The organism is Streptomyces sp. NPDC107562, assembly GCF_055657325.1.
Window position 1 is genome coordinate 217180 of sequence record NZ_JBVKBE010000002.1, and the last position, 13534, is coordinate 230713.

Below are 13534 nucleotides of genomic sequence, written 5' to 3' on the forward strand. Positions count from 1 at the left end.
CGCCATTCGAAGATCTATTCGAAGGTCGGGGCCGACCTCGCAGATCTCAACTGGCGCCGCATCACATGCTGTTGCGAGCAGTGTGCCACGACCACTCGCCGCGTCACACAGCACTCTGCAATTTTCAGAGTGACACTTGCCAAGTTGTTCGCGACAGGGCGATAGTGGCAAGCGTGATTCCGTCCGTGCCCTTAGGAACAGACGCCACCGCGGGCCGCTTCGGCCTCGGTGCCCCGGGAGGTCCCTCCGCTCGCACCGGTGCGAGAGCGGGGGAGGCAGTCGATCCCTTCGGGTCCGCCGCCGAGCGCCGGTTCCGCTTCGAGCTCGCCGCGCATCCGGGTTCTCCCGCGCGGGCCAGACGGCTGACCCGGAACCGGCTGACCGGCTGGGCCGTGTGCGAGGACACCTGCGACACGGCCGCGCTGGTGGTGTCGGAGCTGGTCACCAACGCGATCCTGCACACCGCGAGTGACATCGTCGTCTGCGAGCTGCACGACGAGGACGACCTGGTGCGCATAGCCGTGCGTGACCAGGGGTGTGCCACCGGTGAGCCCCACCCGACCCCGGCCAGGGCCGAGGAGGAGCACGGGAGGGGACTGCTCCTCGTCGACGCGCTCGCCCACGCCTGGGGCGCCCATGAGTGCGGTCTCGGGCTGCTGGTCTGGGCCGAGCTGCCGCGCCAGGCCGACGCCGCGCGCGGCGACCTCGGCTGGGGCGCCCGCCCCAAGCCGGATCCGTCCGGCGGCTCGGACGAGGACGACGACGACGAGGCGCACGCGCGCGTGTGCCGCCCGGCGAACGGCGAAACGGGGACCGAATGGGTGTGACGGCCGCTCCCGGCGGACAGGCGCTCACCCTGGACACGCTGGTCCGCCTCGGCCGGGGACTGCGCAGGCCGGAGGCACCGTCGCTGCGGCTGTCCGTGCCGGACGGCATGACCGCTCCCCTGGGCTGCGACGCGGTGCAGGTGCCCGCGCGCTTCGGCCCGCTCGTGCTGCCCCGCCTCCCGCGCGTGGGCTGCGTCTACGCCGACGACGCGCACTGGTGGTGGCTGGTCCCGTCCGACTCGGACTACGCCCTGGAGTGGCCCGCGCCCGCGCGCTACGCGACCGGCGCGCTGGTTCCCGAGAGCCCCCGCCTGATCCACCGGCCCGACGGCACCCTCCCCTACACCCCGCCGATCCCGCTCTACCTGGCCCTGTGCCGCATCATCGGGACGGCGCCCAGCTGGTCGCGGGCGATCACCGCGTAGGGCTCCGCCGCGGGTCCGGGTCGGCGTGGGCTCGCCGGACCAGGAGCTCTCCGCCGCGGGTCCAGGTCGGCCTGGGTTCGCCGGACCAGGTCCTCTCGGCCGCGGCGGCTTTCCGCGCCACCGGCGTACGCCCCCCGCTCGGCCGCCCCGCGCGGCCCCTCCCCCATGCGCCCCCGCCTCACGGCCCGCACCTCCACGCACCCGGGCGTACGCCCCCGCCCCCCACCCTGCGCCCTGCCCAGTCGCCGGCCGTGCCGCGATAGTGGCCGTTCGTGCACGTTCGGGGGAGGTCGACCGTGGGGACGAGAGGCGGCGTGGGCGAGCCGGAGGTGTCCGAGTCGGAGCGACTGCTGTTCGGCGGCCCCCTCCGCTACGACATGGGCTGGAACCAGCACGCGGACGCCTTCCTGGAGCTCAGCTTCCGAGCCATGATCACGCGGATGCCCGCCCTGCTCGCCGCGAGCCTCCGGCTGGCCCGGCAGGCCGACCCGGGTGCCGCGCGGATCGTGCTGGCGGCCGAGGTGGGCCGGGGCCTGGCCCAGGCGGTGAGCCTGTTCGCGGTCAACAGCGTGCTGAGCGGCCTGATGGGCAGCGGCCCCATGGAGGACCGGCTGCGGGGGGCCGTCCCCGCGCTGACCGCCATCGCCGTCGTCCTGCTGCTCGGCGCGCTGCTGCGGGCGGCGTCGACGTACGCCACCGGCCGTCTCGAGCCGAAGGTGGAGCGGGTCGCCACCGAGCGGTACCTGGAGCGGGCCGCGGCCGTGGAGCTCGCGGCGATCGAGGACCACGCCTTCCACAAGCTGCTGGACACGGCCCAGTACGGGGCCTCCTCGGCCCGCCGCATGATCATGTACGGCACCCGGGTGGTGAACGCGATGATCTCGCTGGTCGCCGCGGCCGGCGTCCTCACCGTGCTGCATCCGCTGCTACTGCCGCTGCTGGTGACGATGACGCTGCCCAGCGCCTGGAGCGCGCTGACCAACGCCCGGCGCCGCTACGAGTCGTTCCACACCTGGGTGCAGCACGCGCGCGCGGGTCACCTGATCAGCGGCCTGCTGACGGAACCGGGGGCGGCCCCGGAGATCCGGGTGCACGGTCTGGGCCCCTTCCTGCTGCGGCACTTCCGGGCGATGTCGGAGGCGGCGGAGGCGGAGCAGGCCAGGCTGGCGCGGCTCGCGGCCCGCACCGGGCTGATCGCGGCGGCCTGGACGGGCCTCGCCACGGTGGCGACGTACGCCACCCTGGGCGGACTGCTGCTCGCGGGGGCGATGTCACTGGCGGTGGCGGGCACGGCGGTGATCGCCGTCCGGACCGGCTCGGCGAGCCTGGAGACGCTCGTGCTGGAGATCAACCAGTTGCACGAGGAGGCCCTCTTCGTGGGCGATCTGGAGCGGCTGTACGTCGAGGCCGCCGAACGGGCGATCCCGGTCGGCGGCGCGGCCCTGCCGGAGGACCCGCGGGAGATCCGCTTCGAGAACGTCACGTTCCGCTACCCGGGTGACGCCACCCGCCCCGCGCTCGACGACGTCACCCTGACGCTGCCGCTGGGCGGCATCATCGCGCTGGTCGGCGAGAACGGCTCCGGCAAGACCACCCTGGTCAAACTGCTCGCCGGGCTGTACAAACCCGACCGGGGCCGGATCCTGTGGGACGGCGTCGACGCGGCGACCGCGGACCGGCACCGGCTGGCCGAGCGGGTCGCGATGGTGGCGCAGGACTTCAAGCGGTGGCCGTTCACCGCCCGGGTGAACGTGGCCGTCGGGCGCCCTTCGGCGCCGGTGACCGAGGAGCGGCTCGCGGCCGCGGTCGCGGAGGCGGGCGCCGAGGATGTCGTCGCCGATCTGCCGCGCGGTCTGGACACGCTGCTGGCCCGCAACTTCAGCGGCGGGCACGAGTTGTCCGGCGGTCAGTGGCAGCGGCTCGGCATCGCCCGGGCGGCGTACCGGCGGGGCAGCATCCTGATCGTCGACGAACCGACGGCGGCCCTCGACGCCCGGGCCGAACTGGAGGTCTTCGACAAGATCCGCGCACTGGCCGGGACCGGCCAGACGGTCGTGCTCATCACCCATCGGCTGGCGTCCGTACGCCATGCGGACCTGGTGCACGTGCTGGACGAGGGCCGGCTCGTGGAATCGGGAACTCCGCGGGAGCTGCTCGCCAAGGGCGGGGTCTACGCGGAGCTGTACGGCTTGCAGGCCGAGCAGTTCGCGATGCGGGCGCCCGCGCCGAAGGCGGGCTGACCCCTGCTCACTCCGTGCCGTCGCCGCCTCGGACGATCACCAGGAACGTGTCCGTCGCGAGGTCCATCACGACCTCGGCCGGAAGTCCCTCCGAGCGACGCGCCTGCGCGAACTCCTCCGCCGGCCACGAGCCTCGCGGGCCGCCTGCGGGAAAGCGTTCGACCACCGTTCGCCCGTTCATCATCCTGCACCTCCAGAAAGCGTCGTACTTGTAGGAGTTAACGCCTTCGGAAGGGAAACCGCCTCGCCAAGTGACACGACTGAGACGTAGTTGACACTCGTTCACCGTCGGATGCGAGAACGGTATCGCCGGGTTTCCGCGTTTACCGTTACCCTCCGCTTCACTCCTCGTACTCGTCGTGATAGCGAATCCGTTCGCTGCCCGCGGGTGCCCCGAAAACCGACGCGCGCCCCTTGGGCTCCTCCCACTCCTCCTGCCGGCCCAGGGCGGTGAGGTCGAGGAAGCTGGTGGTCGAGCCGAGCCCGTCGAGCCCGCGCTCATACGTCGAATAGGTGTGGAACACCCGGTCCCGGTCCCGCAGGAAACAGCTCACACCGGGCCGCTCGACAAGTTCACCCTCGTGCACCAGCGTCGCCTCGAAGTCGGCATTGAAGTCGTCGCCGTGCGACGAATACCAGGGCAGCGTCCAGCCCATCCGTGCCTTGAACGGAAGAATTCTCGTGTACGGCGCCCGCGACACGGCGGCGAACGTCGTCCCGCGCGCGTGGAGATGCGCCAGATGGCCCACCTGGTCGAGGAACGCGGAGCAGCTGCGGCAGCCGCTCTCCCATTCGGGCGCGAACATGAAGTGGTAGACGACGAGCTGCTGCCGACCCTCGAACAGGTCGAGGAGGGTGGCCTTTCCGTCGCCTCCCTCGAACACGTACTCCGTGTCGGTCTCCACCATCGGCAGCCGACGGCGCTCGGCGTTGAGTGCGTCCCGCGCGCGCGTGGCCGCCTTCTCCTTGACCAGCAGTTCCTGACGCGCCCTGCGCCAGTCCTCGCGCGCGGCGATCTTTGGAAGCGACATGGCCCCTCCTGTGCAACGGTCCCGTTGCGTGTGGTGACCGGTGGAGGGAGCGGAACTCATCGCCGATCCCCGAAATTTTTCGGGAGGTTTCCCGGGCCGGGTGGCGGAGGCCGGCGCGTCAGGTGTCGTACTCCTGGATACGGCGTCCGTGGCCGCGCTCGACCAGCGCGGGCGTCCGCTCGCGCAACTCCTCGACGACCGCCCCCACGTCCAGCGTCCGCAGCTCGCGGTCCCGCATCAGGACCCGGCCGTCGACGACGGTCGTGCGGACGTCGGCGGAGCGGGCGCTGTGCACCAGGGTCGCGGCGAGGTCGTGCACGGGCTGGGTGTGCGGGCCGCTGAGGTCGACCAGGACGAAGTCGGCGCGCCGGCCCGGGGCGAGGGAACCGACGGTGTCCCCGAGGCCGACCGCGCGGGCGCTCTGCAGCGTGGCGTGGTGCAGGGCCTGACGCGCGGTCAGCCAACGCGGGTCGCCCTCGACCGACTTCTGGACGAGGGCGGTGAGCGCCATCGACTCCCAGACGTCGAGGGAGTTGTTGGAGGCGGCGCCGTCGGTGGCGAGGCCCACGGGGATGCCGAGGGCGCGCAGGGCACGTACGGGTGTGGTGGTGGGCCAGCCGAACTTCAGGTAGCCACGGGGCGCGGTGGCGACGGCGATCCGGCCGCCCGCGCGCTCCAGGAGCGGCAGGTCCCGGTCGAGGATGCCGGTGCCGTGCGCGACGAGCAGATCGGTGTCGAGCAGTCCGGTGCGCTCCAGGACCCCGATGGGGGTGACGCCGTGACGGGCCAGGCTGGTGTCGGTCTGGTCGCGGTTCTCGGCGGCGTGCAGATGCACGGGCAGGTCGTGGGCACGGGCGAGGGCAGCGGTCGCGGCGAGGTCGGCGTCGTCGACGGTGTAGGGGGCGTGCGGGGCGAGGGCGGTGGTGATGCGGCCGCCGGCGCGCTCCCGGTTGCGCAGCGCGAAGTCAAGGCTGCGCTCGCGCCCTTCGGGTCCCTGCGAGGAGAAGAAGGCCTCGCCCAGGTGGGCGCGCATTCCGCACTCCTCGACGACGGCGGCCACCGCGTCCATCGTGAAGTAGTGGTCGGCGAAGCAGGTGACGCCGCCCCGGATCATCTCGGCGCAGGCCAGCCGGGCGCCCAACTCCACGTCCCGCTCGGTGAGGTTGGACTCGACGGGCCAGACGACGTCGTTGAACCACGCCTCGGTGGGCAGATCCTCGGCGAGGCCGCGCAGGGCGACCATCGGGGCGTGGGTGTGGCAGTTGACCAGGCCGGGCAGCGCGACCTGTCCGGTGGCGTCGATGCGCTCGACGGCCGGCAGCTGCCGCACGGCCTCGGCGGTCGTGACGCACTCGACGACTCCGCCGCGCACGACGACCGCGGCGTCCTCCTCGAACCCGATCCGTTCCTGGTCGTCGTGCACGAGGACGGCGCACCCCGTGACGACGAGGTCCGCGGGGGCTGCTGCGCGCGGGCCGGCGGGATCGTCCGCGGGAGAGGGCGTCATCCCGCCAACGTACGACGCGAGCGCCGGGGCACGTGAAGTGAACGGCGCATCACGTCGCGGGTCTGTCCAGGAAGCGTCCGTGCGGGCACGCTGGCCTGGACCACAGACGTCGTCCGGCCTCTGAAAGGAGCCCGGCATGCTGCTCGGCACCTGGAACCTGGAGAACCTGTACCGGCCCGGCGGGCCGTACGGCCCCGAGGACAAGGCAGCCTACGAGACCAAGCTCGCCGCTCTCGCCGACGTGATCGCCGAACTCGACCCGGCCCTGCTCGGCGTACAGGAGGTCGGGGATCCGGACGCCCTGGCGGACCTGGCCGGGATGCTGGCCGGAAACTGGCACATCGCCCTGTCCGCACACGCCGACGGCCGGGGCATCCGGGTCGGTTTCCTCAGCCGTACGCCCATGGTGGTGCTCTCCGACACGACGGGGTTCCCGGCGCCGCTGCGGCCGGTGCAGGCGGACGACTCCGGGCCGGAGGTGGCGGCGGCGGGACGGGGCCTGCTCGCGGTGCGCGCCGGTGAACTGTCCGTCGCGGTGGCACATCTGAAGTCGAAGCTGCTGTCCTACCCCGACGGCCGGTTCCACCCTCGCGACGAGGGCGAACGCGCACGCTACGGCGCCTACGCCCTGTTCCGGCGGACCGCCGAGGCAACCGCGCTGCGCGCCCTGGCCGACAAACTGCTGGCGGGCGACGGGCGGACGCGGGACGTGCTGGTCCTCGGCGACCTCAACGACGAGGCGCAGGCGGCGACCAGCCAGATCCTGCTCGGCCCGCCCGGCTCCGAGATCGGCACTCCCGGCTTCCAGGCGTCCGACAAGGGCGACGCCGCCCGGCTCTGGAACGTGGCCCCGCTGATCCCCGCCGCACAGCGGTTCTCGCGCGTCAACTCCGGCCGCCGCGAACTGATCGACCACGTGCTGTGCAGTCACCGGCTGGTCCGCCGCGTGACGGAGGCGGGCACGGGCCTGCCGGGCTCCAACCCCCCGCCCCTCCCGTCCGTGGGCCCGGACCCGACGGAACGCCGAGGCGTGCCGGGCTCGGACCACGCACCGGTGTGGATCCGCCTCGGCACGTGAGAGCCGGCCGGGCCGCCGAGCGTGAGGAGAGCCCGTGATGCAGGGTCTTTGAGCGTGCCCCGCCTGCTGCAGCCCTCGGGGGTGAGGCCGCCTTCGAGGCTGTCAGCCGTGCGCTCGCGCGGTGAGGTAGGGATCTCCCCGGAGGGCCTCGCGGATGCCGAGAAGGGTGCCGCAGGCGAGGCCGAGGACGGGCAGGAGCAGCGCGGCGGCCGCCCACGCGGGTCCGGGCAGGGCATCGGTCACGGTGATGGGCAGACCGAGCACCTCGCTGAGCGGCCCGACCAGCGCTACGGAGAGCGCGGTCCCGAGGACCGCCCCGGCCGGCCCCGCCACCATCCCGGACAGGAGGGCTTCGCCGAGCAGAATCCTGCGCAGCTCCGGGCGTCCGGTGCCGAGGATCCGCAGAACGGCGAACTGACCGAGCCTCGCTCGCGCGCTGTCCCCCGCCCGTACGGCACCGAGCCCGAAGGCGCCCAGTGCCACAACCAGGACCCCGCCCCGCATCGCGAGGTCCGCAACGCCGAAGAGTCCCGGCAGGTTGCGAACGCGGTCGGAAACCGCGGACGCCGAGAACCCGTCGTCCTGCAGCGTTCCGGTCACCGCGGCCACCTGCCGCTGGTGCTCCACCACCACGACGGCCGACTGGGCGCCCTCTTTCTCCTTGAAGACCTCCGGCTCGACACCCGATCGTGCCGCGGCCAGGAACGCGGCAGTGTCCTCGGACAGGTAGGCGACACCGGGTCCGTCGACCTGCCAGGTCGGGTCGTACAGAGCGACGATCCTCAGCTCGACGACCTCGGTGGTGCCGGACCCCGCACCTGAAGCCTGGGTGTAGCCGAAAGCGACGGTCCGCCCGACGAGCGGGGTGAAATCGGTTCCCTGCGCGCGGGCAGGCAGCACGACCTCCTTCGGCCCCAGCGCGGCAGGGACGGCGCCTTCTGTGACCGGGAGATCGTCGCCCGGGGTGAGGGTGCGGCTGGTCAGGTCGTACGTCCCGTTCTCCTCGGCGTAGAGCACGGAGGAGTAGTCGCCCACGACCTGCCGAACTCCCCGCACCTTTCGGGCGTCCCGCAGCGCCGTCGTGGTGAGGGACCGCACCGACGCATCGCCCTCGAACGAGGAGAGCTCGATCTGAGTGAGCCCACCGGATTCCAGGACGTCCCGCTCGACCGCCCCGGCAGCACCGCCCGCCACTCCGGCGGAGGCGGTGAGCAGCATGGCGAGCAGGGCAAGGGCGGGCACGGCCCTGCGCAGCGAACGCCCGTCCCGCTTCCAGGTGTAGAGACTCCAGCGGCTCATCCGAGCTTCTCCTTGCGAGCGTTCTCCGCACGACGTGCGTCCTTGCGCGCCGACTCGCTGCCGACGGTCTCCTCGCTGCCCGCCGACAGCACTCCGGCGTCGAGCACATGGCGACGGTCGCAACTCGCGGCGACCGCGGAGTCGTGCGTGACGAGCAGCACCGCCGCACCGCGCTGGGCACATGACCGCAGGGAACTCAGCACGGTCCGAGCGCTTTCGGGGTCGAGCCCCGAAGTCGGTTCATCGGCCAGCACGAGCACCGGTGCCTTCACGGCGGCACGGGCGACGGCGATTCGCTGCCGCTGGCCGCCGGACAGTTCGCTCACCGGAGAGTCGGCGAGTCGCTCCATACCGAGGTCGCCGAGCAGATCGCGGGCAGCCGTACGGTGCCGGTCCAGGCGGGGGCCGAAGGCGGCGGCGACGTTCTCCCACGCGTTGAGGAACGTCAGCAGCCCCAGGTCCTGGAGAACGATGCCGATCGAACGCCGGCGCAGAAGGTCTTGCTCCGACGGGGCCAGGCACCCGGTGTCGGTACCGGCGATACGCAGCGAGCCTTCGGCCGGTGAAAGGATCAGACCGAGCAGAGCGAGCAAAGTGCTCTTGCCGGAACCTGAAGGTCCCTCGACCGCGGCCATGGTTCCTGACCGCAGCGTGAGGTCGACGCGGGTGAGTCCGGCGCCGGTGGCATAGGTGAAGGCGAGGCCCTCCGCCTCGACGGCAGGCGGGGGGACGGTGTCCGGCGGTGGGGAGGTTGTCATACGACGGGTGCCCTTCTGACAGGAAGCTCGGGTGGATCGGGGCCCGGAACCCGCGGGCCGTGACCCCTCACGCAAGGAGGTAGTACGCCGCTCTTGTCGCCTCGGCGGAGGCGGCAGCGCCCGGGGAGGGGGCGTACAGATCTGGAAAGCCTGCGTCGCGATACGGCTTCATCAGGCCGGGGAGTTCATCCCAGAAGCCCTGCGGGATGCGCTGGTCGGAGACGAGTGCTGCCTGAACGGCGTCGGACGCGGCCACGAGATCACCGTCTGACAGGGCTTTGCGAGCCTGTGCCACGAGGTCGGTCCCCTCCGTGAGCCGTGCCGCCTGGTCCGCACAGCCCGCGTCGGCCAGGAGGCCGACGATGCGGAGCGAATTCGAGGAGAGCGTGGGGCCTTCGTCCGGGTGCAGGGCGACGGAGGTTCGACGACAACCGAGTCCGAACTCGGCGCGCGCGGCCATGGCGCCGTACCAGCCGCGCTGATTCTCCGTCGTCAGGCGTGCCGGGACCGTCAGCCCGCCCGCCTCCTCCGCGCCCATCTCGGCCTGCGGCCCACAGGACAGTGCCAGCCGGTGGCACGTCATGGCGAGCAGGACCCGGTCGGACGGATCGAGACGACGATCCGCCCCCATTTTCCGCAGCCGCTGCTTCAACCAACCCGGCGCCTGTACCTGCTGGGCACGTGCCGTCAGGGCGCGTGCGGCGTTGTAGGTGGCGGTGAGCGTCCCCAACTGGGCCGGGGACTTGGCGACGAGGCCGTCGGACCGGACGCTGCTCACCGGAGCGGGGAGGGAGGCGGGTTCGGACGCGCCGATGGTGAGCGCACGCCGGACCAGCCACCGGGTCTGAGGGTCCGGGTCGCGCAACGCGAGCTGGAGACACGTGCGTGTCGGCTCCGGCAGCCGTTGCCGCAACAGGGCCAGAGCCGCTCGCTGGATCGGGTCGAGGACGGCGCAGCCGCCCTCCAACCGGACGTCGGCGTCGCGGAGAGCGCGTGTCGCCTGCCCGTGTACGCCGACCGCGCGCAGGGCCTCGACCGCGTAGAGCACCGGTACGGGCTGGTCGGCGCGAGCGGTGTCCGCCGCAAGGCGGTCCAGGTCGGCGCGTGACACCTCGCTCTCGCGGTGCAGGCACGTCAAGGTGCTCAGAAACGCCGCGCGGGTGGCGAGCGAGGTCGGGGCGTCGTCTGCGGCATCCGGCGCTCGTACGTACGCGTGGGCTTCTCGCTCGGCCCGCTCGCGCAGTCCGGCCCGGGTCAGGACGCCGGCCGCATCCTGCCCGGAGCCCCCGGGTCCCGAGGATCCGGACAGCGACAAGCACACGTAATGGGCGCGCCAGGCGGGCGTGTCCAGCATGTCGGTCCGGGCGAGATCCGCCAGGGCCGCGAGGCGGACCGCCGGCACGGGATCGCCGGTCCGGCCGCCCGGCACGGCGGCCTCCAGACGGCCGTAGGCGGTCGGATACAGCGCGGGGTCCCGTCCCGCATCGGCACGTGAGGCACGCACGAGATCATTGGCACCGCGCAACGCGTCGAGTTGCTCGGCGAGGTCACCTCCGGGCGGGCCGGGTCGCTCGACCTGCCCGCCGGCCAGCATCGCGACGCCCAGCACCGCGGCTACCGCCACTGCGACGCCGGCGAGCACCTGGGTGCGACGACGCTTCTGTTCCCCGGGACGGCGAAGGCCGTTCTTCACGTCGGACCGCCGGTCAGTCGTTGGCACAGGCGGAAGCGAACGCCTTGACGCCCGCCTTGAAGGCCCCTCCGTCGGAGCAGGTCGTGATGCTCGTGTTCATCGATCCGCCGGGATCGGCGATGCCGCTGATGTCGGCGATCCACGTGTTCTGGTTGGTCCAGCTGACCTGGCGGGTGTTCTCACTGACCTGTGTGCCGCTGGGGCTCAGCGAGAGAGTGGCCTGCCATCCGTTGGCCTTCACCGTCGCCACATTGGTGATCTTGCTGACCTTGTATTTCGCTCCACCCTTCGTGGTCTTGGTGGACGTCTTGAACGAGCATTTGTCGGCGTAGGCGTTGCAGTGCCAGGCATTGGCCACGACTTTCGCACCCGTGCCGGGCAGCGTCGTCGAACCGGTATCGGAAATAGTCATTCCCGGCACAGCCGTCCCCACGACCAGAGTGGCGGCCAGCCCAGTGGTCAGCAGGGCCTTCTTCATATGTGTCTCCCCGTGTTCCTGTCGCGTCTGCGCACGTCGTACGTCGCCTTCTGGCGGAAGCCGGACTGTACATGTGGCGGAATGCATCAAGAACGACCGGAAAGCGGCGTAGGAAAGCCCAGGGACTGGAGAGATCCAGGCACAGCACCGGCGTGCCAAGTGGGGGGCCGAGGCGTCTCGACGCTCCGCCGTACGGCCACCGCGATGGCCGGTTGCCCGCGAGCAACGGCTCGGGCACTCGCCACCCGGAGCCCAGGAAGGTCAGCTTCCAGCCAAGCGGAGCAGGGCGAATTCACACGTCGGCGTGACGTTCCCGGATGCTGACGGAGCGGCCGGACCCTGGAGTTGACGCCAGAGGTCACCCATCAATGCCCGCCGCGTCCACCGTCCGTTCGAACAACGACTCGGCGTCGGCGACTGCCTGGCCCAATCGATCGGGCCGGGCCGCCAGGCCGCCGACCACACCGTCAATGCCGCGCAACCCGGCCCGGTCCAGCAGGCGTTTCTCGTTGGTCACCCACTCACCCCGTGCCGCCAGGACGGCGTGGCCCGTCTGTACGGCTGCCGTGGCGAGGGCGCCGGTCGTCTCGGTGAGTCGGGCGGCCGGGGCGTGGTGGGCCTTGGCGTAGGCGAGGGTGGCGCGGGCGGTGCCGTACCAGCGGTGGCTCGCCGTGCGGCGTAGTGGTTCCGGGTACGAGACCGGAGTCGGCACCTGTCCGCGCAGGACCTGGTTGATCGCCAGTTCGGCGACGACCAGATAGGTGGGGATGCCGGCGAGATGGAACAGCAGTGGCTCCACCCGGAACCGGCCCTGCTCGGCCTGCGCCGACTCCCGCTCCACGACGTCGAGGTCGCGGTAGTGGACGTCGACCCGTCGCCCGTCGATCGTGAGCCACGCGCCGCCGTTGAACACGCCTCCGCCCCACTCGCCGACCTCGGACACCTCTCCTTCCCAGCCGAGGGCCCGGAGGTCGGCCGGGTCGAAGGGGCCGCGGTAGTAGACCGCCAGGTCCCAGTCGCTGTCGGGTCGGTGGGTTCCCTGGGCACGGGAGCCACCGAGGGCCACCGCCCGGACGGTGGGGAGGGAGGCGAGGCGGTCGGCGGTGGTGTCGAGGAACGTGGTGTCGTCGGTCGGGGTGGGCATGGGCGCAGCGTACGGAGTCGTGAGCCACGGTTCCGAGAAATTGGGGTGCGTGCGCCGGTGCGGGCGCGGATGATCGGCGGATCGGTCGCCGAACGCCGGTGCCGAAGGCCCTGGGCGGTCGGTGTCCAAGGGCAGCAGCTGTATGCCCGTACGCCCCGTCGTCCTCAGGAGCGAGCACGTGATCAAGCGCGTCACCGTCCCCTCCCTCTTCCCTCCCCCCACCTACTCGCACGCCTCGGTGGTCGAGGCCGGCACGAAGCTCGCCTTCCTGGCCGGGGCCGTACCTCTCGACGCCGAAGGGAAGCTCGTCGGGGAGGGGGACGCCGTGCGGCAGGCGCGGCAGGTGGTCGCCAACCTGGAGGAGCAACTTCAGGCCGTGGGCAGTGACTTGGCCCATGTGCTGTCGACCGAGGTGTACGTCGTGAGCGGGGAGCCCGCGATGCTGTCCGCCGTGTGGGAGGTCGTCGAGGCGTCAGGGCTGAGCGCCGGTCCGCACTCGTCGACCCTTCTCGGGGTGGCCTGTCTCGGGTACACGGGACAGCTGGTGGAGATCACGGCCACGGCCGTCGTCCCCGACGGGTCCTCAGGGTGAGCCGGGTCGTGCTCCGCCGTGCCGTGGCGGCCGATGCCGGGGCCGCCGCGGACGTCTGGCTGCGGTCGTTCGCCGCCGCGTTGCCGACGGTCGTCCGCCCGCGCTCCGACGACGAGGTGCGGTCGCACTTCCGGGACGTGGTGGTACCGCTGCGGGAGACCTGGGTCGCCGAGACCGCGCAGGACCTCATCGGCGTCATGGTGCTCGACGGTGACCAGCTCTCCCAGCTCTACCTCGATCCGGACTGGCGCGGACGGGGCGTCGGGGACCGCTTCCTGGACATGGCCCGGCAGCGCCGCCCGCACGGCCTGACCCTGTGGACCTTCCAGGTCAACACCCCCGCCCACCGCTTCTACGAGCGCCATGGATTCGTCGCCGTCGAACGCACCGACGGCAGCGGCAACGAGGAGAGCGAGCCGGACGTCCGGTACGTGTGGCGGCCCTGACAACGGACGGCCCCTC

The 13534-nt window shown here is 72.0% G+C and carries 14 protein-coding genes; 6 read left to right on the plus strand and 8 right to left on the minus strand.

What is annotated here, in order from left to right; translation table 11 throughout:
- Positions 1-164 precede the first annotated feature (164 nt).
- From ACZ7LV_RS06805 to ACZ7LV_RS06815, 3 genes are all read left to right on the plus strand, one after another.
- Positions 165-827, plus strand: coding sequence for an ATP-binding protein (locus ACZ7LV_RS06805; RefSeq protein WP_471936505.1), 663 nt, complete (start codon positions 165-167; stop codon positions 825-827).
- A complete protein-coding gene (locus ACZ7LV_RS06810) occupies positions 818-1252 on the plus strand; it encodes a hypothetical protein (protein ID WP_471936507.1) in 435 nt (144 codons plus the stop codon). The genes ACZ7LV_RS06805 and ACZ7LV_RS06810 overlap by 10 nt, the downstream gene beginning before the upstream one ends.
- Before the next feature lie 377 nt (positions 1253-1629).
- Positions 1630-3492 carry an ABC transporter ATP-binding protein gene (locus ACZ7LV_RS06815; RefSeq protein ID WP_471937768.1) on the plus strand — a complete coding sequence of 621 codons (1863 nt, stop codon included), beginning with the start codon at positions 1630-1632 and terminating at the stop codon, positions 3490-3492.
- Positions 3493-3499: 7 nt separating this feature from the next.
- Here ACZ7LV_RS06815 and ACZ7LV_RS06820 read toward each other — a convergent pair whose 3' ends face one another.
- From ACZ7LV_RS06820 to ACZ7LV_RS06830, 3 genes are all read right to left on the minus strand, one after another.
- Positions 3500-3673 (minus strand): hypothetical protein, encoded by a 174-nt coding sequence (locus ACZ7LV_RS06820; RefSeq protein WP_471936509.1) that lies wholly within the window; start codon positions 3671-3673, stop codon positions 3500-3502.
- 160 nt (positions 3674-3833) lie between these two features.
- Positions 3834-4523, minus strand: coding sequence for a DUF899 domain-containing protein (locus ACZ7LV_RS06825; RefSeq protein WP_471936511.1), 690 nt, complete (start codon positions 4521-4523; stop codon positions 3834-3836).
- Between the two features lie 118 nt (positions 4524-4641).
- Positions 4642-6030, minus strand: coding sequence for an amidohydrolase (locus ACZ7LV_RS06830; RefSeq protein ID WP_471936513.1), 1389 nt, complete (start codon positions 6028-6030; stop codon positions 4642-4644).
- A gap of 136 nt (positions 6031-6166) precedes the next feature.
- Here ACZ7LV_RS06830 and ACZ7LV_RS06835 point away from each other — a divergent pair, with 136 nt between their 5' ends.
- Positions 6167-7108 (plus strand): endonuclease/exonuclease/phosphatase family protein, encoded by a 942-nt coding sequence (locus ACZ7LV_RS06835; RefSeq protein ID WP_471936515.1) that lies wholly within the window; start codon positions 6167-6169, stop codon positions 7106-7108.
- A 102-nt stretch (positions 7109-7210) separates the two neighbouring features.
- Here ACZ7LV_RS06835 and ACZ7LV_RS06840 read toward each other — a convergent pair whose 3' ends face one another.
- The 5 genes from ACZ7LV_RS06840 to ACZ7LV_RS06860 form a co-directional block, all read right to left on the minus strand.
- The gene (locus ACZ7LV_RS06840; RefSeq protein WP_471936517.1) at positions 7211-8407 is read right to left on the minus strand and encodes an ABC transporter permease; all 1197 of its coding nucleotides are present in this window, start codon (positions 8405-8407) and stop codon (positions 7211-7213) included.
- Complete coding sequence (locus tag ACZ7LV_RS06845; protein WP_471936519.1) at positions 8404-9165, minus strand: ABC transporter ATP-binding protein; 762 nt, start codon at positions 9163-9165, stop codon at positions 8404-8406. The genes ACZ7LV_RS06840 and ACZ7LV_RS06845 overlap by 4 nt, the downstream gene beginning before the upstream one ends.
- 67 nt (positions 9166-9232) lie before the next feature.
- Positions 9233-10885, minus strand: coding sequence for a hypothetical protein (locus tag ACZ7LV_RS06850; protein ID WP_471936521.1), 1653 nt, complete (start codon positions 10883-10885; stop codon positions 9233-9235).
- Positions 10872-11336 carry a hypothetical protein gene (locus ACZ7LV_RS06855; RefSeq protein ID WP_471936523.1) on the minus strand — a complete coding sequence of 155 codons (465 nt, stop codon included), beginning with the start codon at positions 11334-11336 and terminating at the stop codon, positions 10872-10874. The genes ACZ7LV_RS06850 and ACZ7LV_RS06855 overlap by 14 nt, the downstream gene beginning before the upstream one ends.
- Positions 11337-11694: 358 nt before the next feature.
- Positions 11695-12480, minus strand: coding sequence for a nucleotidyltransferase domain-containing protein (locus ACZ7LV_RS06860; protein ID WP_471936525.1), 786 nt, complete (start codon positions 12478-12480; stop codon positions 11695-11697).
- A 178-nt stretch (positions 12481-12658) separates the two neighbouring features.
- Between ACZ7LV_RS06860 and ACZ7LV_RS06865 the strand changes: the two genes are divergently transcribed.
- On the plus strand, positions 12659-13072 hold the full coding sequence (locus ACZ7LV_RS06865) for a RidA family protein (protein WP_471937770.1): 414 nt from the start codon (positions 12659-12661) through the stop codon (positions 13070-13072).
- Complete coding sequence (locus tag ACZ7LV_RS06870; protein WP_471936527.1) at positions 13069-13518, plus strand: GNAT family N-acetyltransferase; 450 nt, start codon at positions 13069-13071, stop codon at positions 13516-13518. Before ACZ7LV_RS06865 ends, ACZ7LV_RS06870 begins: the two co-directional genes overlap by 4 nt.
- Positions 13519-13534 lie beyond the last annotated feature (16 nt).